Below are 26,079 nucleotides of genomic sequence, written 5' to 3'. Positions count from 1 at the left end.
ACGATAGGGACTTCCCCAACAAACCTGGCCAGAAGGCATGTTAGTAAAAACAGTACTACGATCGCCAAAATGGGACTTTAGAATTCTACCCTTTTTATTAGGAGGGATCAGGTTTTCAGGCTTGAGTGGGTAAGTCTTAATTAAATTTAGCAATGCCAGATAGCTGTTAAAGTCTGCAAACAGAATTAACAGCTATGCTTTGACAGGCTGCTAGGTCAATTTATAACCTAATTGCAAGGAGAAGGACCTAAAACACTATTTACGCAAGTATTCACAACACCTATAGACACAGTTTTAATGGAAGCGGGAAGAGGAGCATATCCGAGAGACGCAACGAAAGTATCCCCAATTGATCCCGAAGCCAAGGTGAGCAAGCTTTTGATACTATTTGTTATGGTAGCATCTGAATATATGTCATAAAACAGGAAATAAGTTGCTGTAGAAATAGGATAAGCATTTGGACGGGTTGGATCGTTCAAATTATCGATTCTAATCAGCCTGTTAGTGGGATTAGTACCATATTTGACGACAGTTCCACCTAGAAGAGCATCTGTAATTGCGTCTGTTGAGGGAGCAGTGTAATTACCTGTCTTGTTACGTAAGAGTGCGGCTGGTAGATTTCTAGCTAAACGGGTAGCACTATCCACATAACCAATTGCACCCTTAGTACTTGCGATCGCAGTGGCTACACCACTACCACCAGTAGCGCCAATGAAAGTGGTTGGCCAATTAACAGTTGTACCCACTCCTCTATTCCATACATAAGCTGCTGGAAGACCTGGAGTCGCAGCAGGCTTACATGCAGTATTAAGATGACTGCTTAAAACAAAAGTGCTACCACTTGAGTCACTACGACGTACAACTTTAATGGGTACATTGCCTGCTATTTGGCCGCCGTTATCTGCACTAATGCTCTTATCGTCCCAATTTTTGATGCTACCGTTCAAAATACCACAGTAACTAGCTCGTGAAAGCTTAATTCCACCTGTTGGTACAGTAAGACCATTAGCGTTATAAGCTAATGTGATTCCGACACCTACTACAGGCACTTGGACGTAACCACGACCGCCAGTAACTGTTTCTGTTCCTGCTACGGGGTCGTCACTAGCTGCAAAAGTGATTGGGCCAGGAGTACCAGCTGGTGGGGTTTGAGTGAAAAAAGCTGTTAACCCTGCGCCACTACCAACTGGAGAATATGTGAGCGTGATGCTCGGAGCGACTGTTTTTAGACCTGTAAACAAAGCATTTACAGTGCTTGCACCTACACCATTACCTATGGTCTGAGCTAAAGATTTCTGAGTAGCGGATTGGCCTACTACTAAACCAATTGTGATGGCAAGTACAGAAATTGAATTTGTCAAATTATTCAGGCGAACGGGAGATAAACTCATTTCTTGCTCCTTAAAATTAATTTCTGGTTCAACACCATATCCAATCCAAATTAAGTCTCAAGCTGATGATTATAAATAACCTTCGTTAAGCTGAAAAAACTGGCATGAATAAAGGTTATTGATCCAATCAAAAGTTTGCATAGAACGCTGAACAATGTAGAGTTAAAGCAAATTCAAGGCAAAAATTTAAATATGTAAGAAGGTGTTAAGAGCCGTAAAGAGTCATGGTAATTCTCTGCTTATTAAAACTTCTAAAACTCTCAAAACATTCTCAATATATAAACTGCCCTACAAATGCCAATATTAGCATCACTTGTTATAACAGGGAACTACAGTATTCTGGGTAAGAAATTTAAAACTGCAATTCTACCTACGCTCTACAGTTCATCATAAAATTAAACAAGTGTGAGTTAGATTACTATTAAATTTTGGTTATGAATTAATTAAATTTTTCTAGAGTTATTTCAATTTATAAATAAGCATTTCTTTTGTCTTAACAAATTAATTATTGATTAATACTTAGGACAGTTTTTTCCTCAAAGGATAAAAAGTCGGCGTTGCTGATTCCATGTATGAAAATGATAATGATTTTGCACAATACCAAAATCCTTGTAGAGACGTAGCACTGCTACGTCTCTACATCCTGATTCATACTTTAATTCAGCAACGCCAAAAAGCCACTTATTGTTGTAGGCTCCTCAAAAAAATCATACTGCCAGATAAGCTATGAATATGGTAGAAACGATACTTACTTAAACCAGTATTCATTAATAAAAAATATATTTAGTAAAATTTCCAGCCAAGCGCGGAACTTTCTGTACGATTGCTCATTTACCCCCGCAACGCACTCAAATCAAGAGTTTATGGGGGGATCAAGTTTTATCCGAACCGTCTTGGGATGACAGGGGCTTCCCCAACAAACCTGGCCAGAAGGCATATTAGTAAAAACACTACTACGAGCGCCAATCACAGCATTAGCGCCGATTTGCACTCCCGGCCCAACGAAACAATCTGCTGCTACCCATGCACCATTGTCAATATTGATACTCGCTGTTTTCAACCCAAAGGCAGGGTCTTGGATATCATGACTACCAGTACATAAGTAACTTTTTTGGGAAATTACGCAGTGTTCACCGATGCTAATCTGATCGAGGCTATATAAAACTACGTTATCTCCAATCCAACTGTGATTGCCAATGGTAACTTTCCAAGGATAAGTGAAGCGGGCGGTGGGTCGAATTAATACGCCTTTACCGATACGAGCGCCAAATAGTCGTAGCAAAGCACAACGGAAAATATTTAACGGTTGAGGAGTCAGGGGAAAGGCGATCGCTTGTACAAGCCACCATAACAAAATATACCAAGCTGGACGGCCTCGATCAAACCAGGATTGGTCGTATTTGCGTAAATCTACAAAAGGTTGGTCATTACTCATTTATTTAGGAGTTAGGAGTTAGGAGTAAGGAGTATAAACACGATTAATCGCGTCTGTACAGCAGTTAGGAGTCAATAGTCAATAGCTTTCCTTCCGCTCCTGTGCTCCCCTGCTTTCCTGCTTCTTCTTTCGGGGTAGTTGCAGTATTTAAGTGACCACCACAATTGCGTAATTCGTAGAGTTTAACGCCAATTTGATATTCATATTGACTCAGCAAGCGTGCATAAATATATCCGGCTTTGCCATCCAAAAAACCGCGTTGAATAAAATAAAATAAAACAAACCGTAAAATAGGTTTAAATGGCAGGTGTACCCATACTTTTTTCAAAAAGCGCTTGCGTTGCACTGCATCACCAAATAAATTCGCACCGATAGTGCCGCTATCATCTTTACCTGTAAGAATATTAAAATAAACGCTGGCTTCCCAGTTGGAATAGCGGTTGTGTCGTTCTAACCAGTGATAAAGATCGCGGAAGTCCTCGTGGAGCATATCATTTTTGAGATACCCAACTTTGCCCTGCAAAATCACATGTTCGTGAACTTCGTTATCGCCAGTATTAGGAATATCTTCTGTATGTAGGTTTTCGTAGCGACCTTTTTTATGTTGAAATAAACGTAGATTCCAATCGGGATATTTCCCGCCATAACGAATCCATTTTCCTAAGAAAAATACGCGACGATTGAGATAATAACCAGCATATTGGTTATTTTGAATTGCTTGAGCAATTTCTTCCCAAAGTTCTGAAGGAATGCGTTCATCGCAATCTACAATTAGCACCCATTCGTTACGAAAAGGTAGATTATCTAAAGACCAATTTTTCTTTTTGGGCCAGCGTCCATTGAAGTTAAATTGTACGACATTTACACCGTGACTGTTAGCAATTTCAATGCTTTTATCAGTACTTTGAGAATCTACTACAAATATTTCATCTGCTCTGCTAAGGCTAGCAAGGCAAGCTGGCAAATTTGCTTGTTCGTTTTTTGCCGGAATTAATACAGAAACTGGTATTTTAGATGACATATATTTAAGAGTTAGGAGTTAAAATGGGCTTGAATATGATTGCGGATTGTATTTTGAAGAGAAAAGTCTTCTGAACTTTTCTTTATTTATTATTTGATCTGGATAAAAGACCTTGAATAGCTGCATTTAAATAACCAATCTGACCATAAGCATATACAAGTTTATCAAACCGTTCTGCTGGATCATAAAAATATTGCAATGCCTTATACAAGCCACGCACAAACCGTTCGGTACCTCTCTGTAATTGAGTAATTCCAGCTTTTCCAGCGAGTTCTTCTCGATAACATTCACTAATACCTTGCCACCAGCCACGGTTTAAAAACCAGGAGCGTTGGAGGCGTTCTGGAGCAACATTATGAGCAACCAGCGCTTCGGGAAGATAAGCGACTTGCCAATTACGTTGTAGGGCAAATTCGGTCATTTGCAGTTCTTCATTTGATAGTAGATTTTTTCCTACTCGACCGAGATGAGGATCAAAACCGCCAATTTCTTCTAGAAAACTGCGGCGGATGGAGTAATTTAAACCTCTGGGTGTTAAACCAGGTTGCTCAATGTAGATGATATTGTCACCCAAATCGTATGCACCGAGATTTGCAGCTAATCCTGGAGATAGCCACCGTGGTTGCTGAATTCCTAGAGGCCAGATGAGAGTGACTTTGCCACCTGCGATCGCTAGTTTAGAATTATTGTAATAGGCAAAATATAAAACTTGTAGCCAGCCCTTACTCGCAACAGCATCGTCATCCAGATAAGCAAGAATATCACCACTAGCTACTTTTGCACCTGTGTTCCGGGCAACAGATAAACCAATGGTGGGTTCAAATACATACTTCAGGCGCGGATTATGGGTTCTTTGTTCTACAACCTCACGAGTGCGATCGCTAGACCCATTATCAACTACTACAATTTCAAAGTCAGCAGCAAAATCTTGCGTTAAAAGACTATCAATTGCAGCTCCTAAATAGGTATCTCGATTGTGGGTACAGATAATGGCAGAGATTTGGGTGTTTGGCATAGATTTTATTTTGGATTTTAGATTTGGGACTTTCCTGCAGAACGCTACGTGTAGCTTGCTTCTTTGAAAAAGTACGGCTACGCTCAGTCCTTCTCTACGAGAGGCTGCAATACGGTTCGGTTAACGTGTTTATTCCTCGAAGATCCCCCAACCCCCCTTTTTAAGGCAGGCTTTTTTTCTAATTACCCCTTTTTAAGGGGGTCGCCACAGGCGGGGGGATCTTATCCGAACCGTATTGCCAGACGCTGCGCCCTAAGCGTAGCTATGCCGCAGGCTTTACGACTTCGCTCAGGAACCATCGAACGATTTTAGATTAAAATCTTAAATCCAAGGCACACCTGCTGAGAGTTAATCTAAACTAAAAATTACCGACCCACCAACCGAGTTTCTTCGGAAATAATCTTTAAAACTTTACCTTTGTTGAATATGACTGTGTAAAACTACAAGTGTTTGGGCTAATTGACTCAGGCGGGTTTCCAAAGATTGCTTGCGCCCTAACAGTTGACGTAACTTTTGGTAACGCGCGATCGCCATGCTAACATTGGGAATCTGATCTGCCGGACATGGGCGCGACCAGACTTTACCAGTATCGTCTATACCACAGAGGCGGTAGCCAGTAATAGATGATTGATAAGATACTTTCCCACCAGTGGCACAAATTTCTTCTACGTAGTTCATCAGGCGGTCAACTTCTGCATGGCGCAGTGTTGCAGTTCCTCCTGCTTCTGGTTCCTTGGGATTGGATTCTAACCAGCCATTGACAATTGGTCCTTCTAAGTAAATATCCTGAATTTGCTTCACAATATTTTGCAGTTCTATTTGCCAACCAGCGACAGTTTCCTGAATTTCTTGCAATAGATTCATCGCCAATCCTGGGTTTGCTCCGTGGCGATGGCTACTAAAGCTCGGAGTTTTCAACTTGGGTAGACTGGGTGTTTTGCTACCATTCTCTTCTGCTTGAAAGGTCTGCACAGAGTCATGGTGAGGAAAGAAATTTTGTTCATAAGGATAATCACTCTCAGTATCTACACCTAAGTCAACTGTTTTTTCTTCCTGAGAGGATGGAGTTTGTGTACTTTCTGTGGGTTCGTTGGCTCCGACACTAATTCTAAAGGAAAAAGGCCGTTTTGTCGTTGAATCACCAGCTTCAGTGGCAGAGGCAGTGCCACGATTCCCTAAATCATGTAGAGTTGCTTCTATGCGTTTTAAGCCTGCGTTCATAAAGACATCCTAAAGTTTACTGTTCCCAATGGTGTTAAATAATTAAGAATGGGGTTGTTGGGATTTTTGGCTTTTGCCAATTGTGACATCAATGATGCTGGTGCTAATTTTATCTCTTAAAAGTTATTTGAAACTAAAAATTTTGCCGATAAAGTAAAAAACTGCGGTGAGAAATTGCAACATTAGGCATATTGTTAAAATACTCAGGAAACAACTTTGGGTAAAATCATTTTAGTAACAGGGCCAGCACGATCTGGTAAAAGTGAATGGGCGGAAACTCTGGCCATCCAGTCAAAAAAAGCAGTTGTTTACGTAGCAACAGCCACCGATAACCCAAATGACCAAGAATGGCATCAACGTATTTTAGAACACCAACAACGTCGCCCCCAAGACTGGGTGACTTTATCTGTACCTGTGGAACTCTCTGCTACCCTCGCCGATGCCAAACCTTATACCTGTCTTTTAGTTGATTCTTTAGGAACTTGGGTTGCTAATCTTTTAGAAGAGGACAAATCTAGCTGGGAAAACATTGTTAGAGAGTTATTAGAGACGGTGGATCTGGTTGCTGCTGATATGCTGTTTGTAGCAGAAGAGGTGGGTTGGGGTGTGATACCAGCTTATCCTCTTGGGAGGACGTTTTGCGATCGCCTCGGTTCTTTGGTGCGCCAGCTAGGTGTACTCAGCGATACTGTTTATTTAGTTACTGGTGGTCATGTTCTCAATCTCAGCATCCTTGGTTACCCATTGCCAAATAGAGGAGAACCAGAAGTGAGAAGTCAAGATTCTTAATTGATTTAAATTAATCGAAAATCTAAAATTTAAAATCTAAAATTGTAATATGGCAACCAAACAAGAAGTTAGAGGATACCTTGCCTACTGGTTTCAGTTAGGTAAGAAAGTGATTACGAGCAACGGTAAGGCAAGCTTTTTGCCGCAATCGGTGCTAAATGGCGATCACTATAGTAAAGAATTTGAAGAGTGCTGGCAAAAAATTCTCTCACCAGAATCTGGTGATTGTTACCTAGAGGGTACACATGAAACCATTGGTGAACTGTTGACCCCAGCCTGGGAGATGCTACCTTGCAGCCGTTGCAGTATGCCTGTAGCAGTGCGAAACGTTGGGATGCCGGCGTTGTTATGCCCTTGCAATGATTTACCTAGCTGGCCTAATACCGAATTACCAGCACCGCGAGAGCCAATTAAGACTCAAGATCAACTTAAAATAATTCGCGATCGCTTGTAAACAACATTGCTTGAAGAAGAATTCAGGATTCTCCATTCATGAGCAAATGAAGTATATCAGAGCAAGCTCTCGAAAAAGGGGGAGAGAGTTGGGTTGAGCCAAAAGCCTTAAATTGTGTAGGTTGGGTTAAGGGACGTAGCAAGATCCGTAGGGTAACTCAATATTTCCGAGGCTTTGTTCGGTTGCACTTTGCTTAACCCAACCTAAAATTTTTCACAAAGTTAAGCATATTGAACTATAGCCTTTTCTCAGTCGTTTAAAGACAACTTTCGCTATTAGACTCAGAATTGATTCTGAGCGGTCTAAATGAGATGAAATAGCTCTCCTATAAACTGCTAACTAACTTATTAATTGAGATATTACGTTGGCGCAAATTAGGAGATTTAACCAATTTCCAGACCGAATAATATTGATCACTATAAACAATATCTGTCTTTAAGTTATACTTTTTTTCAATTGTTTCGCGCCAAGGGTCTGAAGGATTAAATAAAAATACATTAGCAAACCCATCAGGGATTATGGGAATTTTTTGGTTGTTCACCAATAAAAATCGCACTTTTGTTTCTAAAAGATAGCTTAGAGAAAAAATATTTCCATAATTATTGCCCAAAGCATCACTAACCAAAAGTGGACTACTAGTCTGATTAATGATTCGGGCAACTTGTGGATTGCCATAACTCACACCCTTATTCCACCAAGTTTCTGCTTGGGAACTCACCTTACAAGAAATCAGTCCACAAACAATCACCAATGTCATGATTATCTGCCAAATGCTCCGGCGTGACACGCTTTCATTATATATTTGTGTAGCTAATAGGTAAGCAACAGTTACTTGGATTCCTAAATAAGATGGCATGAAATATGGTTCGGTAGATAATTGTATGCCACCAGCACTTGACAGTATTAAGGGTAGTGCTGGCACTACAATGAATGTGATGAGAAAAAACCAGACTTTATAGTTAGTTGTTAGACAAAGAAAACAAATTGAATATCCGATAATAATTAAAAGTATTGGTGTAATTAAAGAGTTCAGAGGATTAGCTGGGCTAAGGTCTATATCAAAAAAAATCCGGCTTAACTGCATCTGTAAAAATGGAAATATAGGCATCAAAAATGACTGATTTTTTGTTTTATCTGCTGAAAGCAAAAATTGAAAAAAGTCACCTATCACAATTGTTATCCAAGGCATGAAGGCTAAAAAACCTACCAGTGATACTAACAGATAAGTTCTGACAGTTTCAGTAAACTTAAATTTGGCAGCGCTCGTTACATAAATTACGTGAGCAAGTGCTACAAATGCACTCCAAATACATGTATAAAGGCTGATAGCTAAAGTTACTGCATAAATACTCCAGATAGCGAATAAATCGGGCTGTTTTTGTTCGTTTGCTAGCTCATCTTTATCTTGTGATTCTAGCCGCATTGCTCGTAACAGAGATGCACTGGATAGTAAGATGGTGACTAACCAGAGAATATATTCTTGTGCTTCTTGGGCATAAACTAGTTGAATTGGAGAAATTGCCATGAGTGCGATCGCTACACCAGGAACCGATAATGGTACATTAAATAATTCTCGGCATAGCCAATAAACACAAGGAAAAACCAGCAAACTGATGTAGGAAGATAAACTTCTAATCGCCGTCACCGAATTACCAAAAATTTCCATCCACAATCTGGCTATTATGTAATAAAGCGGTGGATGGTACGGATCTTCTTTTGCCAGAGTCATAATTGTGTCATTTAAGCTTTTTTGTTGATTTGCACCTTGAAAGTGGGCAAAGCTTTCTCCAGTAATGACACTATTATTAAAAATTTGTTGTTTTACTTCAGTTATTCTGTAACCAGAAATCCGCAATGAGGTATAAGTTTCATCATACCAGTAAACTTTACCGTCAAGGTTAAAAAAGCGAAACAATATACCCATCGCCAATAAGAAAATAATTAAAAATCGCAACCAACTCGGAGCAAATTTGAGATGGCGCATAAGTAATTTTTCCCAATAATTTGTCTAAAATAATCCAGTCAGGTAGGCGTACTGGATGAAGTGCCACAGCTACGCCCGTTGTAGACATCGCTAGTTATCATATCTGAACCTGCTCATCAGACATCGCCAACGTACTTTGAGTGAGAGTCATCTGATTTGAAATATTGACAATAAATATCTCTCCTCTATTAACTCTGAAAACAATAGCACAAGGTTGTATCCAATACGGCAAAACTGACCTTCGTTTTACAGCCAAGATGTAGATGAGAAGTAAAATACCATAAATATTGCTATTCTTACAGCCCATGTGGTGCGCTAGCAATAGCACAATAGACTAGCTTTGTTCCTGTAGTTGCGACTGAGTGTCGTTAAGACAAAAGAGAATTTTTACAATATTTGCTAACGCCATCTAGAAAAGTCTTTGGTATCAGATATAGTTAAAAAATCAATAGTCTTAAAGTGTCGGTCAATAGCTGGAATACTACATATTTTAGACCCAATATTTAAATATGCTTGCAAAATTTTAGGTATTTCAACGTTGGATGAATCTGGACATCTATGAGGCATTTTTAAACAAAATTGTGAATTTGGATAAACCAAAATACTTGGATGCATTAAGCCATTCTGCTGAAAATAATCATAAGTGCAAGTAGCTTTTAAAGGACATTGTGTTAGTAATGATGCACACCCAAAGAAATATTGATTTTTACTCCAGATGAGATAATTTGCTAGCCCTTTCCATAATAGTAAAAGTGCCTGAATATTGCGGTATTCTTTAGCTATACATGCACGTCCAACTTCAACTGATGCCTGAAGTACAGAATTGGGAATCGCATTAAGATTAAATATATCGGCAGCATCAAAGCCTAATCTTTGAGAAGCCATTGCATAGGTTTGCATCCGATAAGTTCCAATGGTTTTACCCGTTTGTTTGGAGATCATGATTAAATGATGGCAAACCATATCAAACTTATCTATATCCATCTGGGTAAAGTTAGAAGCAGAATATCCCAAGCCTAGTTCAAGATTAAAAACTTCAAAGCGCAACCGAAAAATTGATTCTAATTCTTCTTTAGTTGACGCTAGCCGTAGGGTATATTTTTCAGTTTGAAGGACGGGAAAATCTTCAAGAGTGAGAGGAGGATTCAGTGGGTAATTGATGTTGCGTCCAGAAACTTCCATCTATCTTCCTATTTAGATTTGCGAAAATATTCTACTAAAATTTAGACACTATACAAATAGCCCACATTATGCATTAATGTGTCAAAAGGTGATTGAGACGGTTTTTGATAAAAGAGCCTCTAGAGAGCTTTTTTACTCTCTTGGATTAGAGGTAGAGTGCTTTTATTATGGACATTAATTCCTAAAAAATCTGGCAATAAGATACAAAATTTTCCTTTGATATACGCTATAAATGTAAACCAATTAAAATAATCAAAATCAGGGCAGATGCATCTAAATTAGTCCTGACCAAAACCAAGGTTAAGAACCAGCGAAAGAACCAGCATTTATTATTCAATTCATCTTCAGAAGCTCAAAGCGATCGCATGATTGCTGATGGAGACACTACATGATATGCTCAACACGAATCTAAAGCAAAGGAGTAATACGTTAAGTAGCTTCTTTAAACGTAACTACTCCATAGACTTCAAAATCAACAATATCATTCCAATTAGCAATCCACTGTTCAATCAATGTTGGATTATCCGTTTCCATTAGCTGGTAACAACGATGCATTTTTTCATCGACCCAGCTTGAAACATAGATCAGTCCTTCAAGCGCGAGACGACCTTGATCTCGAAACCTGCTATATACGGGCAGAGGATCTTCATTTTTAAAGTGTGCAACAATCATGTAAAGCATATCAGCCTTGAATTATGTAAATTGAATCTCTCTCTAATTCATCCTCTACTGCCCTTGAGAAAGCCCCCGGATAAATCCAGGGGCTTAGATAATTTTAATTGCGACCCTACGCGATCGCAATCTGCGGTAAATGCACTCTAAAAGACTTAATTAATTACGGTGATTATTGCTGTAGTGAACCCTTGTACCAGCCCAAAGCAACTTCTCCCGCAGCGTTTGATAGTAAGAATTGTTCTCGCGCAAAATAATAAATTTAGCCCGACAATCTGCCATCCGCACATCAACGCGGTTTCCCGGCCAAATTGAAGTCCCCAAAACTCCATCTGTCCACAGCTTGGTACTCAAATCATAATCTCCCAAAGGCCAAATACTCACTACAGAACCAGGGGGTAATACCAGGGGGCGACTAGAAAGGCTCATTGCACAAATAGGAGTGATGGTAATTGCTTCCATACCATCATGCATAATTGGGCCATTGGCAGAAACGGTATAACCAGTAGAACCTGTAGGAGTAGCAATGATTAACCCGTCCCCAACGTACTGATCGACTACTTCACCGTCAATTTCCATTTCCAGAATTGAAGTGATCATCCGGTCAGCAGATGCGGGTTTGACACAAAACTCATTCAAAGCCAGATAATGGTCACTAACTGGTTCTAAATTAGATCCATGACCCTCATACACAGCAGCTTGTAACATCATCCGTCGTTGGATAGCATAGCGATCCTCAAACAGCCGATCCCAAACTTTCTCAGTATCCTGAAACTCTTCCACTGACTCAGTTAAAAACCCCAGATGACCTCCCACATTCACTCCCAGAATAGGGATACCAGCTGGGGCTAAATGCCTGGCACCAGTTAAAACAGTACCATCGCCACCGAGTACCAAGGCGAGATCGATTGGTTGAGCCGCCGAAGCCAAAAAGACAGGATAGGGGTTGTCTTTCGGGCCGCTTGGCCCCATCAACACATGGCACTCGCGACTTTCTAGTTGTTTAGCACAGAGTTCTGCCCATTGTTTACTCCGGGCATCTCGCGCTTTATAAGCAATGATTACCTGCTTTAGTTGCACGCACAATTACCATTTCAGGAGATTAAACTGCTCCATATCGACGGTATCGCGGTTGCGATAAATGGCAAGCACGATCGCTAAACCCACCGCCGCCTCGGCTGCGGCCACGGTAATCACAAATACTGTGAAAACCTGACCCTTAATTAATGTTGAGTCGAGGAAGTTGGAAAATGCCATTAAATTCAGATTAACAGCATTGAGCAGTAACTCAATTGACATCAGCACTCGCACAGCATTGCGGCTGGTAATTAAACCATAGATGCCGATGCAGAATAAAGCTGCTGCTAGTAATAAAAAGTACTGGAGTTGCATGAATTTGGGTATCCCTCCTGAAAAAATCGGCTGTATATTTGCGACTCTGGTCACAAATATTACTCTTTTGTTTCGCTGGTTGTTGATACTAGTTCTCTGGGGCGTTCTTGCAAAGTCAAAACAGTTTGCCCCAGTTTGGATGGTGTCAATAGGTCTGGCAAATACTCGCGGCGTGCCAAAATAATTGCTCCTACCATTGCTATCAACAGCAAAATGGAAGCCAGTTCAAAAGGCAGTAAAAAGTCAGTGAAGAAATGTTCTCCAATTAAAACTATAGAACTTTTACCACCCGCCACAGGAGCAGTTGAGTAAGCCCAAGGAGTAGCCAGCACCATCGTACTTAAAAGACCGAACAATCCGACACTGACTATACCCGTTAGTACTTTCCGCACCCAAGAGTTAGGAAATGCTACAAAATTCTGCCGCTTGTTCACCAACATAATGGCAAACAAAATCAACACGTTAACCGCCCCAACGTAAATTAGTATTTGTGCAGCTGCAACAAAATCAGCATTTAGCAACAGGTAGATTCCCGCTATGCTAATGAACACACCCCCCAGCAAAAAGGCAGAATAGACGATGTTGGAGAACAGCACCACACCAATGGCCGCCCCAATCATCATCATGCCTAGTATGCCAAGTGATACAAACTGTACTCCTTCGGCTAGATTCACTGTTTTTTGTCCTTAGTCAATCAATTTTGGATTTTGGATTTTAGACTTCGACTTCGCTCAGTCGAACGATTTTAGATTTTTGTTTGAATCCAAAATCACAAATCACAAATTTGTATGGTCATTGGTCACTTGTACTGAGCGTAGTCGAAGTATTGATCAGTGGTCATTAGTCATTGGTCAAATAAAAAGGACAAAGGACAAATGACAATGGACAAATGACATTATTTTTCTGTTTGTTCTACCAGGTCATCTGGACGCGCACCAGCACGCGGTGCATCTGCGGGCAGTCCATGTGGTTCGAGGACGCCTTTGGGTAGGTAAACAAGTTCGCGCAGTGGTGTAACCATTGGGTCATTTGTTACCTTGTAGGGCAGACGACCTAACGCTACGTTGTCATAGTTCAATTCATGGCGATCATAAGTGGAAAGCTCATACTCTTCTGTCATAGATAGACAGTTAGTAGGGCAAAATTCCACACAATTACCACAAAAGATACAAACTCCAAAGTCAATACTGTAGTGGTTGAGTTTTTTCTTTTTGCTAGCTTTGTCGAATTCCCAATCTACTACAGGCAGATTAATCGGACAAACGCGAACACAGACTTCGCAGGCGATACACTTATCAAATTCAAAGTGAATTCTACCGCGAAACCGTTCACCAGGAATCAGTTTTTCGTAAGGGTACTGTACGGTAATTGGACGCCGCCGCATGTGGTCGAAGGTGACAGAAAGCCCCTGACCAATGTAACGTGCAGCTTGTACTGTTTCTTTGGCGTAATCACCAACTTGTTTCAGGAACTTTAGCATTGTATTTCACTCTCTCTTTTGGATTTTGGATTTTGGATTTTAGATTTGAGATTTAATCCAAAATCTAAAATCTAAAATCTAAAATTGATTTAGCCGCCGAAGGCGAAGGGAAAGGCTAGTTTCAAGGCGGCAGTTAATAGAAGATTAACCAAGCCAACTGGCAATAAAAACTTCCATCCTAAATCTAACAGTTGGTCAATCCGTACCCGTGGCACTGTCCAGCGCAACAGGATGGCAACAAATACTAGTAAATAGGCTTTGAACACGGTCATTGTGATACCCAAAGCAGCAGTTATTATCTGCAACACGGGATTTAGTTCACTGACTCCCAGCCAAGCAGCGATGAGGTTGAGGGGAATGGGAAAGTCCCAACCGCCCAGGTAGAGAATTGCTACTAGTAGGGAAGAAAGGATCAAGTTAACGTAAGAACCCAGGTAGAAAAGACCGAATTTCATACCTGAGTATTCAGTCTGATAGCCTGCGACGATTTCTTCTTCCGCTTCGGGTAAGTCAAAGGGTAATCGTTCGCATTCAGCTAAAGCGGCTATCCAAAAGATCACAAAACCGATTGGTTGTCGCCAAATGTTCCAGCCCAGAATGCCGTAGCCAGACTGTTGATTGACAATATCAACGGTGTCGAGGCTGTTAGACATCATAGCGATCGCTAACACCGCCAGCGCCAAAGGAATTTCATAACTAATAGATTGCGCTGCTGCCCGCAACCCCCCTAAGAGGGAGTATTTATTATTAGATGCGTAGCCAGCCATTAATAAACCAATGGGTTGAATGCTTGACAAGGCAATCCACAAGAATACGCCCATGCCGACATTGCTAATTACGATGTTCTGCCCAAAGGGGACGATCAGGAATGACAGAAACACCGGAATCACAACAATAATTGGCCCAAGGGTAAACAGCCAAGGGTCAGATTTGGCTGGTACTACGTCTTCTTTAAATACCAATTTCAAACCATCCGCTACAGGTACCAGTAACCCAAAAGGCCCCTGGTATTCTGGGCCAATTCGCTGCTGTGCGGCGGCGGAAATTTTTCGCTCTAGCCAAGTAGCAACTAATACCCCCACTGTTGCCCCAATCAGCATCAGTATCATTGGCAGTGGCATCCAAATCGCTTTGGCTGTTCCTGCTGGTATACCTAAATCCCGGAGGGATTCAATAAAAGTTCCTTGGAGGTCAATTCCTGAGTTCATGTTTCCACTCTTTAAGACATTGAGTCATAGTGAATTACAACTATTAGTTGAATGAATACCTGTAAATTCACGCGTTTTTAATTTTTGCCCAGATGACGCTTGATTGAAGATTTGTTGCTAATTCCCATGCCTAGTATATCCTTGGATGGTTTTAGCCCTCTGAAGCGAAATGAGAACTTCTACTTATGGTTGGCATTGAGATTAGCTATTGAGGGGATGCGGGGATGAGCAAGCAGGGAAAGCAGGGGGACAAAGAATAACTACCCAATCCCCAATCCCCAATCCCCAATCTTAATTCCCATTTACCGTTGGTCAATGGGGGTATAAGTAACTTCGTGCAGACCGTTGTAAACTTGAGTAGGACGAAAAATTCGGTTTTCTGCTAGTTGTTCTTTCCAGTGGGCTAACCAACCGGCAACGCGAGCGATCGCAAATATTGGCGTAAACAAGTCTGTGGGAATTCCCATCTTTCTATACACCAAACCTGAATAAAAGTCAATATTAGGATAAATCCCTTTGCTACCGAGTTTTTCTCCTACCACTTGTTCCATTTCTAGGGCAATATCATAGAATTTGTCATGCCCAAACTTTTCAAACAGCTGTTCTGCTAGTCCTTGTAAGATTATGGCTCGTGGGTCTTTGACTTTATACACGCGATGTCCAAAGCCCATAATCTTAGATTTAGTTTCCAGACAATGCTCTATGTAGGGACGGACATTTTCCACTGAACCAATTTTTTCCAACATCTGAATTACTTCTTCATTGGCTCCACCATGCAGGGGCCCTCCCAAAGTTCCCACAGCACTAGCAACCACAGCGTAAGGATCGGTCAAGGTGGAAGCTGTCACCCTGGCACTGAAAGTGGAAGCATTCATTGTATGCTCAACTTGAAGTATCAAGCAGATATCAAAAATCCGCGCCATCAAAGGATCGGGTTCTTGCTCATTGAGCATGTATAGAAAGTTGGCGGAATAATCTAAATCATCACGAGGACGTACCGGATCATTACCTTTTCGCATTAGTTGGAACGCTGCTACCATTGTGGGAATGGTTGCTATCAGGCGCACCACCGAATCTCGAATATAGCCAGGATTATGTAAATCCCGGAGCGAATAAAACAAGCCTAAAGCAGCAGCAGAGGCTTGCAGCGCATCCATTGGGTGACCGCTTTCTGGAAAGCATTTCATCATGTCCCGAATGCGGTACTTTATTCGCCTGTGGTAACGAACTTCATGCTCAAATGTTTTCAGTTCTTCCTTGCTTGGCAGTTCGCCCCAGATTAAGAGATAAGCAGTTTCCAAGAATGTACTTTTTTCTGCTAATTCTTCAATCCGAATGCCACGATATTCTAATATTCCCTTTTGCCCATCAACATAGCTGATACTTGATTGAGCGGCGGGAATGCCTTCTAAACCAGGCTTGTATTCGCACACCATCATGGCACCACCATTCGCTTTATGAAATATCTGATCAAGCTAACTTACCAGAAATTATTGTCGCTATAACAGTAGCCCTTCTAACAACAATTGGAAATGTTGAAAAACTGCTATAGCAGGTACTTGGGTGGTGTCAACCAAAACATCTGACTCCGACCCAGAGCAGAACCTGTTTCTGGTAGTTTTATCCCAATCATACCTGCTTTTTTCAAGACTAAACTTCCTTTGACTTCTCCCCATAGAAGAATTTCTGCCCAATTGGTCAAATCAGGTTCATGTCCAACCAATGCTAGTTGAGTATTTTGAGAATAATTTCTTGGCTCTAACCAGTCTTTTAGCCAACTAGAAATTTGACCATCGTGGGCGAGGTGGCTAGATTCCTCTAATTGGGAGCTTAGTTTTTCTGCTATAAAAATATCAGCCGTTTGGCGGGCCCGCACTAAGGGGCTGGTGAGAATTAAATCAAAGCTTAATCCCAATTTAACAAGTTTGTGGGCAACTTTTTCAGTTTTTTGCCTTCCTTCTTTAGTAAGGCTGCGCTCCTCATCCTTGATGTCTAATCCCTTGTCTTCAGCGATACCATGACGAATTAAATATAGTTCCATATTTTTATTAATATTATTAGCGTAGCGGGGTATAGCCCGTACTGAGTTAGGAGTTAAGTCTGGTGTGACTTCATCTATCCTAATGACTTCATCTATCCTAATCTTAATCATTATTACGTATTCATTGATCTGCCATCTGTCCTTTACAATAAGGTGTTAGACATTTTGAATATTATGGATATGGCAATAGATTTAAACCTTGAATAAATCTATAATCACGTTGGTTTTTTGTGATAAACGGGTAATTTCCCACTCACTATTGCTGTAGCTGCAATAAGACTATCAGGAATGACTAAACCATGACTGAGCCGATAAGACCGCAATAAATTAACTGCTATGTCAGACACAGCGTGGTCAATCTTAATGATGTAAAACTGGTTGAGGAAATTTTCTAGTGTTTGTAGCTCTGCTTTGTTAGCACAACCAACCATTAGTTCTATTTGTGTGATTATGCTAATTGCTATGCCAGAACTAGCTTTCAGATTTTGCAAACACTTTACTGCTTCGAGAACACCGCGACCTGCATCAATTAGAATATCAGTATCAACGATGGTTGAGTTAGTCATGTGACTTTGACCACTCATTTTCTCGAACACCACATAGCCAAGCAGTACTATCAGCTAAATCTTGGCGATCGCTCCACATCCCAATAAAGCTATCATTTATCAAGTCAATATCAGATGACTGAGAGGCTGGTTTAACTACTGCATATCTTTGTCGCAAAAAAGCAATAAAGTCGATTACTTGACGCTGTGCTTCGGCAAGAAGGGATAAAAACTCATTAAACAATTCTTGCTGTGTCATTTTTATACCTATCAGAAAAATAAACTCACTCAAATTAGCGTTGTCAAAAACTCATCTGGCAGCATTGCCGAAACTAAAGAAGCCACAAAATCGGGTGTGTTTGCCTCACAATTATTTCTAAACCTGCCGTAAGCGCCGCAGCACTCTTACCGCATCCTTAAAATCCTTAATTGGGCTATTCAAAGCTTGCCGAATAACTTCATCTATCACGCTGGCAACTTGAAGGTGCTGTAATAACTTTGCTAATAGTTCACGCGCTACTTCATTACCAACCTTACGCGCAAGATTTAGAAAATATTGGTTACTGCATGACCTGAAACATAACCTTGTACTTGATTCTGCATTACTATATTTAACGCTCGTGCGGAAGCTGCTTTAAATGGTTTACGTTGTGCCAAAATATCGAGCAACACATCGCTGTCGAACAACACCCGTTTCAACCGTATTTTTCCTCTAAATAATCCACATAATTGTCTGTCGGATTTTCTTCTCCTAGTTAGATTACACCTATTAAACTTTGAGTCCAGGAGTCAAGGTCGGTTAAAGGTTCTAAGGTTGGAGTGCCAGGAATAGGCGATAGGGTTTCTTGTTGAGCCACATCTTTTTCAATCTGTTTATCCCAGGCTGTTGCATTAGTTAGGAGTTATTTGCATCTCCTTGATATCTCTATTCCGACTGAATCGGATTGTCTCTAGGATTAACTAACCTCAGCAGTTTTTGCTTAATTTGAGCTTCAAATACTTCCCATTTCATTTTCGCATAAGCGGAATTTTCGTTGCTGCCAGATAAGAAGCCCATTGGAATTTCAAAGCCGCCTGCGCTTGTTCTTCCACCGCCAAAAAAGCGCCCTGCACTATCTTGTCCAAAGGCTTCTTTGATGAATTCATCGGGGTCAAGGGTAAGTTTACTGGTTCTTAGGGAACCAATGACTATTTCTAGTTCTTCGTCTTCATCGTGAACAATGCCGTAAACTACGGCGGTGTGAACGTTTTCTTCGGTGACGAGAAAATCAGCTGCTTGGGGGATGGCGTCACGGTCTTCGTAGCGTAAATAACCAACACCAGCGATGGAAAAGTTATTTTGGACGATGCGATTTTTTAGCGATCGCTCGATCACATCCATTACCCGCTTGGAACGATTCGCCTGTAAAATGGCGTTTAGCAGTTGAGCGTCATAAAATCGGCTTAAATATGCCGCTGCCATAAAATCTTCTTCTTGGGCTTGCATGAGCCGATCTGTATCTGATCGCAACCCATGCATCAAGGCAGTAGCACATTTGACGTGTTGATTTATGCTACTATCTAATGCCAATAATCCCGTTTGGAGATATTGAGTAAAAATTGTTGCTGTCGCTCTTACATAAGGACGGATGTCCTCAAACTCTGATTGCAGATCGCCTTGGATACTATGATGGTCGATGAGGACTACTAAGGGAATTCCAGCCTGCTGCATTGCTGACAGGAGTTGTGAAGTGGTTCCCTGGTTATCAATTAATACAAAACCTTGGTAACATGACAAATCCTTGGTTTTCAAGGTTTGCGGCGTCCAGCGTTGGATAGGTAAATTAGTCAGCCTTACCAAGGTAATATTTTCTTGATGGCTTAATGCGCCAGCATAAATGATTTCACATTTGATATCATATTGCTGGGCAATCAGCTGATAAGCCCAGGCACAGGAAAGGGCATCAGGATCGGGAAAATCTTGCAGAATTACCAGTTGGCGGTCGTGACGGTGTGCCAGAAGCGTTCTTTGCAGTTCTTCTGATTTTTGTTGTGCCAGAGAATTACTACGCTGATTAAGATATATAGCTCCTTCACCTACTGATGGCGGTAATGAGGGAGTTTTAAATGAAACTTCCACTGGCGCTTTTTCTATTTCAGGTTCCTCTGGGTTTGGCTCTGTGGTCGATGACAAACTCTCAAATTTACTAACGGGAGAATTCAAGTACATAGGGAACTTTTTTAAAGTGTGAGGCTCCTTTCATTCAGAAATACCATAATCAGCAATTCATTGAATTCAGCCACATTATTTTGATCTTCGCAAAAATATCAAAACATTGCACTATACATCTAAGTATATTTTTGTCAGTCACAGCAGCGCTCAACAATGGCCAATAATCAAGTAAATTCCACTCTTAGGCCTATAGGTGCTGGAAACAAGAAAGTTTAGTATATAGGGCTTTATCTGACAGCATAAATCTGGTTGAGGAGCTTTTTTGTCTTTCCTAAATTCAATTAGTGAAATTTTAATCTAACTTAGGGTATAATTTCTATTTTATACTTTACTTCGATATTTGAAACAGTCTTACGCTAAATACTCTCATAATTGTGACTATTGAGCAATTAAGAATTATTTTTATTGAATAATGCGTGTTTTTTATCCCCTTTGAAAATTCTAATAATTTAGAGCAAGCCTAGTTTTGCAAGGCGGAAGTCAAAAGTCACGCATTCAAAAGTCAAAAGTTTTATATATTAAGGCTTTTGCAAGTTTTAAAATGGTAGCTTGATTTATGCCGCCCTTTACTAGTACAAGAAGGTAGAAGCTAGGAGCAAGCCCCATACATAAATGTAGAGGCTTGAGCGTTGAGGCATTGCGCTTGTTTCCCAGACGCCCTCACATTCTTTACAACCAATATAGCCACCAATTTTTTAACAATTGATCACTAAAGCAACGCTGATATTTTTTCTTTCTCCTTTGCTCCTCTGCTTTTTTGCTCAAAGACCTATAACATACTTTTGCCACTCTGTATGCAGTCCACTTTTAAGATGTTTACTGACCTCGAAATAGAGGCTGCTATACGGTTGGCGAGGAGGATGACGTAAAGGCATGTGAGCTTCATGGGGAGTGCGACTACCTTTTTTAACATTGCAACGCACACAAGCGGTAACAATGTTTTCCCAGGTATCTCCCCCGCCGCGCGATCGCGGTATTACATGGTCTAGGGTCAACTCATCCCCTGTATAACCACAGTATTGACACGCATGACCGTCACGGTGCAATATATTTCGGCGAGTCAGAGGAATTTCTTTATAAGGAACACGCACGTAATGACGCAACCTGATCACGGTCGGTAACGGAAAATCCGAGTATAGGAATTTACCGTTGTGTTCCACGCGTTCTGCTTTCCCCTTAATTAAGAGAACTACAGCGCGACGCCAACTCGTTATATTGAGAGGTTCGTAAGAGGCGTTTAAGACTAAAACCTTCCCCATTTATCTGCGCTCAGGGTATTAGCTTTACATAAATGTTAACACAAATACATCCTGCTAGGGAAAAGAGAATAAATTATACTTTTGGAATAATTTCGCCTTGTGAACTTTTACTCAAATCTAATCTTCCAGCCTCCTTCTAAGCAGATTTAGCCATGATCTTGTATAAGCTCTCGGATAAAAGTTAAACTTCCTGATTAAATTGATATGGCTTTGAGGAACGCGAGTTGATATAGCGCTTCGGTGTTGAGTTCAATACAGACCTAACCCCCAGCCTCTTAAAAGCTAGCGTTGGGGAGTAAAATTCAAAGCTTCTCTTGTTTTAGGAGAGAGGTTTATAAATGAGGTCAGAGTGTATTGCATATAAAAAAGCCCTACAGATAAGCTGGAAGCTTTGCGGTGGTGTGAAGGAGTAAGTGCAATGTTAAGTCATAAACAAACCCCAAATTTTGCTGATAGTCAGGAGTGTAATACCTACGCTTGGTTTTCCCAACGCGCTTGGGTAGAAATTGATTTAAAGGCGTTGACGTATAATGTACAGCAATTGGTACAGTTTTTATCGCCACATACCCAGTTAATGGCAGTAGTCAAAGCTGATGCTTATGGGCATGGGGCGGTGACAGTTTCTAAAACAGTATTGGAAGCAGGTGCTAGTTGGCTGGGAGTCGCTACAGTTCCAGAAGCTATTCAATTGCGAGAAGAGGGGATTCAAGCGCCCATTTTGATTTTAGGGGCAACTCATACACCAGAGCAGATTCATGCGATCGCACAATGGAAACTTCAGCCAACACTCTATAGCCCTAAACAAGCTTTGGTATTTTCCGACACTCTAGAATCGATGAATTATGGTTCTTCAGTCCCCGTACACATCAAATTAGACACGGGAATGTCCAGGTTAGGAACTAATTGGCAGCAAGCTGGTGAGTTTGTGCAATTAGTACAGCGCTTACCACATCTATCTATTGCCAGTATTTATTCTCATTTGGCAACAGCAGATGATCCTGATACTACGGCAATGCAAGAACAGCATAAACGATTTGAGGAAGCGATCGCTCAAATAAAAGCAATGGGAATTGAACCACCCTGCTTACACTTGGCAAACTCAGCTGCTGCACTTACAAATCCAGCATTACACTACAACATTGTGCGAGTCGGTTTAGCAGTTTACGGACTCTACCCAGCACCGCATTTACAAAATGCGATCAATCTCAAGCCGGTTTTGCAACTTAAAGCACGAGTCACCCAAGTTAAAACAATTTCCGCAGGAACAGCTGTTAGTTACGGGCATAAATTTATTGCCCCGCGTGAACTTTGCCTTGCCGTCGTGGGAATTGGCTATGCTGACGGTGTACCTCGCAATCTTTCCAACAAAATGCAAGTATTAATTCGCGGTCAGCGAGTTTCGCAAATCGGGGCAATTACAATGGATCAGTTGATGTTGGATGTGAGTGCTATACCCAATATCCAAGAAGGGGAAGTAGTCACCTTGCTAGGGGAAGAGGGAAAAGAAGAAATTTCAGCAGATGATTGGGCAGAACAATTAAACACTATTTCTTGGGAAATTCTCTGTGGTTTTAAACATCGTCTGCCTCGTGTTGCAATTATGTAATTGGGCACTTGTACTGCCCTTCTCTACGAGAGGCTGCGGCATAGCTACGCTTAGAGCGTAGCCTCTGGTAGAGTTGGGCGTAGTCGAAGTAAGCCGAGGTAAGTCGAAGTATTGAGCATTGGGAAGATACAACGAGAATGGAAGACTTGTTGCAAGTTCTAACTTTTGTCACCTTGCCACCTTGTCCCCTTGCCTTCCCTACTCCCTGATTTCCTATTCCCCATTCCCTATTCCCAAAAATAATTTGTCATGGTATGATAGTAAACTGATGCGGATGTGGCGGAATTGGCAGACGCGCTAGATTTAGGTTCTAGTTCCGAAAGGAGTGAAGGTTCAAGTCCTTTCATCCGCATTTTTAATCAATTGAATTTCCTGATCTCAACTGGTAATTATAGCGTGCAGTGACTAATTGTTTTTTGTCATTTAGACAAAGACCTTAATCACGCGATAAATAAAATATAAATTATTACATAAACACATGATGTTTTATAATAAATAATGTGTTTATGATGATTTTTAATTATAAGTTTTGTAGATTATTTCTTTTGCCAATTTTCTAGGCTCATTTTGCCAACTACGCAGGGCGCAACTCTTTCCTAGTTTAACACCTGAGTTTTTAAGGCGGATACGATACAAGTTATTTCTAGCCATGATGTACAAAGTTTTATAATCATTGTTTCCCCATGCCAAGTTAGCTGTAACTTGTGGGATTTCAATAATACCTAGTAGATTGCCTGCGGTGAGAAAACCTACACTCCTCCAGGTCAGGTACTATAAACAATTCCCTTTAATATTTATTTTTATCATTCTTGATACAAATCACTTCTCTTGCTCCCCCTGTCTCGAACTTCTACCCTTCAGTTGTGCGATCGCACGGTTCAAGTAAACTTTGGATTACCTCTAACTTTCAGTTACGCTTTCTCTAAGAGTTCTGTAACAATCACATTCGTTTTATAAGTATGTTGGTTTCTGCTGATAAGTCTTCCGCACTATTTACCAAGGTATGAACAGGGAAATAAGACATACTATCTCTGTTCATGAAACTCAAACATATTAAAAAATCAATTTATTATTATCAATAAATCAGTATTATTACTGTGGTCAGATTGAGGTTACTCAATGGAAAGTGGCTTCATCTAGTCGTTATCTACTTCAAAAATAGAGTTCACTTCAGTGTAAATACAGAAGTTCAAATATATTACTATCTACAAAATCAGTATTATTCCTGTGGTCAGATTGGGGTTACTCAATGGAAAGTGGCTTCATCTAGTCTTGACATTTTTATGTCTTATTGTCCAAAAATGTCTATAAACCTCAGTAGCAGCAAGTAAATTAATAATAACTTCCGAATTTACTGAGATTTTAACATTTGAAATAACCCTGTTATCGTTGAGTTTCACCACAAATCCTAAATATAAACTGATGTACTTGAAAATACAAAAGTTTAATGTTTTTTACTTGATGTCAATTGTGGAATAACTTTGTACGAATTTAACTTACATGTATTGAATTTAGCTGAAGTAAAAGGAAAATGAGCACAACTCCTATAGGTAGCTACAGATTGTTCCAGAAACTACATCCGCTATCTCTGTTGGCACAATTAACCAGTCGGCGTGCTACAGGGTGCTTAAACATATTTACTGGAATAGTTTCTTGGTCAATTTATCTAGAGGAAGGTAAACTTACTTATGCCTCCTATTCAGATAAACTGTTTGAGCGGCTTGACAGTCATTTGCGAGGCTTGAGCCAGCAAATTCCTGCTCTCAACAGCGCCACTCGTGTGCAGATGCGGTTGATGTTTGAGACTAAAAATGAACACCAATCAATAACAAATGCAGATTACCAAGCTATTTGTTGGTTAGTAAATCAGGACTATATCACCTCTGTGCAAGCAGCAAGCCTGATAGACGAATTAGCAAAAGAAGTACTGGAATCATTTTTATCTTTAAAAGAAGGTAGCTATGAATTCAGCTCAGAAAGCTCTTTGGATGAACTACCAAAGTTCTGTCGCTTGGATTTGCGGTTACTTGTTGAACACTGTCAAAAGCAGTTACGAAATCGGCAAAATATCCAGTCATCAATTCCGGCTGGTGCGGGTTCCCGACTTTTGTCTAGAATACAACCGTCTCAAGTTCAGCCACAACTGCAAATAAAACTTGGGCAAAAGTTACCAATACCAATCAATTTTGATGTCCATGAAAATAATAAAACTACTCAGCTGCCTGTTGGCAAAAAATTATATACAATTGCCTGCATTGATGACAGCCAAACAGTTTTGAATTCTATCAAACACTTTTTGGATGAAAACACATTTTCGGTTGTGATGATCAACGATCCTGTGAAGGCGTTAATGCAAATTCTTCGGAGTAAGCCTGAGCTGATTTTGCTAGATGTTGAGATGCCAAGCTTAGATGGCTACGAGCTATGTTCCTTATTACGAAAACATTCAGCTTTTAAACATACACCTATCATTATGGTGACTGGTAGAACAGGATTTATCGACAGGGCAAAGGCGAAGATAGTTAGATCATCAGGATATTTAACTAAGCCTTTTACACAATCAGAATTGCTGAAAATTGTTTTCAAACATCTTGGATAATTTAGTACTCAGAATTCAAGAGTTAGAAGAAATGAAACAGCCAGCGAAGAGATTTAAATTAAAACTTCAACTTGAGGAAGTTAGTAAGCTAATAACAAGCTATGCTAATTCCATTCTTAATTCTGACTAATGACTCCTGAATTCTAATAAAAAATGCTAATATGTTTAATTTATTTTTTAGGAGATTTAATAGTGAGTATAACTTTAATTGGCACAATTCTGATTGTAGAAGATTCTCCCAGCGAATTGGAATTAATGAGCCATTATCTGAAAGAAAGTGGTTACAACGTAATTAAAGCAAGTGGTGCAAAAGAGGGTTTAGAAAAAGCTGTTTTAGAAAAACCAGATGCGATTGTTACTGATGTAGTAATGCCAGAAATGAGCGGATTTGAATTATGTCGTTATCTGAGACGAAATCCGATTACTGCAAAAGTGCCAATTGTAATTTGTAGTTCAAAAAATCAAGAAATTGACCGTTTATGGGGAATGAGACAAGGTGCAGATGCCTATATAACTAAACCTTATACCCGCGAACTTCTGCTACGTACTATTAAATCAGTGGTAATTTGAATC

At 40.4% G+C, this 26,079-nt stretch carries 25 protein-coding genes and 1 tRNA gene; 6 read left to right on the top strand and 20 right to left on the bottom strand.

Annotated features, from left to right (window positions below; translation table 11 throughout):
- Positions 1–227: 227 nt before the first annotated feature.
- From V7L20_RS23075 to V7L20_RS23055, 5 genes are all read right to left on the bottom strand, one after another.
- The gene (locus V7L20_RS23075; protein ID WP_334746320.1) at positions 228–1,391 is read right to left on the bottom strand and encodes a substrate-binding domain-containing protein; all 1,164 of its coding nucleotides are present in this window, start codon (positions 1,389–1,391) and stop codon (positions 228–230) included.
- An 853-nt stretch (positions 1,392–2,244) separates the two neighbouring features.
- A complete protein-coding gene (gene hpsU, locus V7L20_RS23070) occupies positions 2,245–2,826 on the bottom strand; it encodes a hormogonium polysaccharide biosynthesis acetyltransferase HpsU (protein WP_334746319.1) in 582 nt (193 codons plus the stop codon).
- 64 nt (positions 2,827–2,890) lie between these two features.
- Positions 2,891–3,847: a glycosyltransferase family 2 protein gene (locus V7L20_RS23065; RefSeq protein ID WP_334746318.1), complete on the bottom strand. Its 957-nt coding sequence runs from the start codon at positions 3,845–3,847 to the stop codon at positions 2,891–2,893.
- Positions 3,848–3,929: 82 nt separating this feature from the next.
- Positions 3,930–4,862 (bottom strand): glycosyltransferase, encoded by a 933-nt coding sequence (locus tag V7L20_RS23060; protein WP_334746317.1) that lies wholly within the window; start codon positions 4,860–4,862, stop codon positions 3,930–3,932.
- Between the two features lie 411 nt (positions 4,863–5,273).
- A complete protein-coding gene (locus V7L20_RS23055; protein WP_334746316.1) occupies positions 5,274–6,083 on the bottom strand; it encodes a hypothetical protein in 810 nt (269 codons plus the stop codon).
- A 216-nt stretch (positions 6,084–6,299) separates the two neighbouring features.
- On the opposite strand from V7L20_RS23055, the gene cobU reads away from it, so the two are divergent.
- Together cobU and V7L20_RS23045 are read left to right on the top strand one after the other, a co-directional pair.
- Positions 6,300–6,872, top strand: a complete 573-nt coding sequence (cobU, locus tag V7L20_RS23050) for a bifunctional adenosylcobinamide kinase/adenosylcobinamide-phosphate guanylyltransferase (protein ID WP_334746315.1) — start codon at positions 6,300–6,302, stop codon at positions 6,870–6,872.
- 49 nt (positions 6,873–6,921) lie between these two features.
- A complete protein-coding gene (locus tag V7L20_RS23045) occupies positions 6,922–7,326 on the top strand; it encodes a hypothetical protein (protein WP_334746314.1) in 405 nt (134 codons plus the stop codon).
- 325 nt (positions 7,327–7,651) lie between these two features.
- Here the strand turns inward: V7L20_RS23045 and V7L20_RS23040 are convergent, their stop codons facing one another.
- The 15 genes from V7L20_RS23040 to V7L20_RS22970 form a co-directional block, all read right to left on the bottom strand.
- A complete protein-coding gene (locus tag V7L20_RS23040) occupies positions 7,652–9,310 on the bottom strand; it encodes a glycosyltransferase family 39 protein (RefSeq protein WP_334746313.1) in 1,659 nt (552 codons plus the stop codon).
- Between the two features lie 399 nt (positions 9,311–9,709).
- On the bottom strand, positions 9,710–10,492 hold the full coding sequence (locus V7L20_RS23035; RefSeq protein ID WP_334746312.1) for a GNAT family N-acetyltransferase: 783 nt from the start codon (positions 10,490–10,492) through the stop codon (positions 9,710–9,712).
- Positions 10,493–10,921: 429 nt separating this feature from the next.
- Positions 10,922–11,164, bottom strand: a complete 243-nt coding sequence (locus V7L20_RS23030) for a DUF3303 domain-containing protein (protein ID WP_334746311.1) — start codon at positions 11,162–11,164, stop codon at positions 10,922–10,924.
- 159 nt (positions 11,165–11,323) lie between these two features.
- Positions 11,324–12,244, bottom strand: coding sequence for an NAD(+) kinase (locus tag V7L20_RS23025; RefSeq protein WP_334746310.1), 921 nt, complete (start codon positions 12,242–12,244; stop codon positions 11,324–11,326).
- A gap of 6 nt (positions 12,245–12,250) precedes the next feature.
- On the bottom strand, positions 12,251–12,556 hold the full coding sequence (gene nuoK, locus V7L20_RS23020; RefSeq protein ID WP_006199065.1) for an NADH-quinone oxidoreductase subunit NuoK: 306 nt from the start codon (positions 12,554–12,556) through the stop codon (positions 12,251–12,253).
- 59 nt (positions 12,557–12,615) lie between these two features.
- Positions 12,616–13,230, bottom strand: a complete 615-nt coding sequence (locus tag V7L20_RS23015; protein WP_334746309.1) for an NADH-quinone oxidoreductase subunit J — start codon at positions 13,228–13,230, stop codon at positions 12,616–12,618.
- A gap of 221 nt (positions 13,231–13,451) precedes the next feature.
- Positions 13,452–14,036 carry an NAD(P)H-quinone oxidoreductase subunit I gene (gene ndhI / locus V7L20_RS23010; protein WP_334746308.1) on the bottom strand — a complete coding sequence of 195 codons (585 nt, stop codon included), beginning with the start codon at positions 14,034–14,036 and terminating at the stop codon, positions 13,452–13,454.
- An 89-nt stretch (positions 14,037–14,125) separates the two neighbouring features.
- Complete coding sequence (gene nuoH / locus V7L20_RS23005; RefSeq protein ID WP_334746307.1) at positions 14,126–15,244, bottom strand: NADH-quinone oxidoreductase subunit NuoH; 1,119 nt, start codon at positions 15,242–15,244, stop codon at positions 14,126–14,128.
- A gap of 302 nt (positions 15,245–15,546) precedes the next feature.
- Positions 15,547–16,683 carry a citrate synthase gene (locus tag V7L20_RS23000; protein ID WP_334746306.1) on the bottom strand — a complete coding sequence of 379 codons (1,137 nt, stop codon included), beginning with the start codon at positions 16,681–16,683 and terminating at the stop codon, positions 15,547–15,549.
- Positions 16,684–16,790: 107 nt separating this feature from the next.
- On the bottom strand, positions 16,791–17,285 hold the full coding sequence (gene sixA / locus V7L20_RS22995; protein ID WP_334746398.1) for a phosphohistidine phosphatase SixA: 495 nt from the start codon (positions 17,283–17,285) through the stop codon (positions 16,791–16,793).
- Positions 17,286–17,500: 215 nt separating this feature from the next.
- Positions 17,501–17,869 carry a type II toxin-antitoxin system VapC family toxin gene (locus V7L20_RS22990; RefSeq protein WP_334746305.1) on the bottom strand — a complete coding sequence of 123 codons (369 nt, stop codon included), beginning with the start codon at positions 17,867–17,869 and terminating at the stop codon, positions 17,501–17,503.
- On the bottom strand, positions 17,844–18,089 hold the full coding sequence (locus tag V7L20_RS22985; protein WP_334746304.1) for a hypothetical protein: 246 nt from the start codon (positions 18,087–18,089) through the stop codon (positions 17,844–17,846). The genes V7L20_RS22990 and V7L20_RS22985 overlap by 26 nt, the downstream gene beginning before the upstream one ends.
- Before the next feature lie 287 nt (positions 18,090–18,376).
- Positions 18,377–18,520: a PIN domain-containing protein gene (locus tag V7L20_RS22980; RefSeq protein WP_334746397.1), complete on the bottom strand. Its 144-nt coding sequence runs from the start codon at positions 18,518–18,520 to the stop codon at positions 18,377–18,379.
- A gap of 235 nt (positions 18,521–18,755) precedes the next feature.
- Positions 18,756–20,039 (bottom strand): DHH family phosphoesterase, encoded by a 1,284-nt coding sequence (locus V7L20_RS22975; RefSeq protein ID WP_334746303.1) that lies wholly within the window; start codon positions 20,037–20,039, stop codon positions 18,756–18,758.
- Between the two features lie 764 nt (positions 20,040–20,803).
- Positions 20,804–21,301 (bottom strand): HNH endonuclease, encoded by a 498-nt coding sequence (locus tag V7L20_RS22970; RefSeq protein ID WP_069070622.1) that lies wholly within the window; start codon positions 21,299–21,301, stop codon positions 20,804–20,806.
- Between the two features lie 418 nt (positions 21,302–21,719).
- Between V7L20_RS22970 and alr the strand changes: the two genes are divergently transcribed.
- The 4 genes from alr (at position 21,720) to V7L20_RS22950 (ending at position 26,076) form a co-directional block, all read left to right on the top strand.
- Positions 21,720–22,907 (top strand): alanine racemase, encoded by a 1,188-nt coding sequence (alr, locus tag V7L20_RS22965; RefSeq protein ID WP_334746302.1) that lies wholly within the window; start codon positions 21,720–21,722, stop codon positions 22,905–22,907.
- A gap of 270 nt (positions 22,908–23,177) precedes the next feature.
- A tRNA-Leu gene (locus V7L20_RS22960) sits at positions 23,178–23,259 on the top strand.
- A gap of 1,179 nt (positions 23,260–24,438) precedes the next feature.
- Positions 24,439–25,506: a response regulator gene (locus V7L20_RS22955; RefSeq protein ID WP_334746301.1), complete on the top strand. Its 1,068-nt coding sequence runs from the start codon at positions 24,439–24,441 to the stop codon at positions 25,504–25,506.
- Between the two features lie 192 nt (positions 25,507–25,698).
- Positions 25,699–26,076 (top strand): response regulator transcription factor, encoded by a 378-nt coding sequence (locus tag V7L20_RS22950; protein WP_334746300.1) that lies wholly within the window; start codon positions 25,699–25,701, stop codon positions 26,074–26,076.
- Positions 26,077–26,079: the final 3 nt, after the last annotated feature.

The sequence above is a fragment of the Nostoc sp. genome, from assembly GCF_036916735.1.
Classification (GTDB): Bacteria; Cyanobacteriota; Cyanobacteriia; order Cyanobacteriales; family Nostocaceae; genus Nostoc.
The sequence above is the reverse complement of the archived record's forward strand: the minus strand, read 5'-3'. Positions and strand labels throughout refer to the sequence as shown.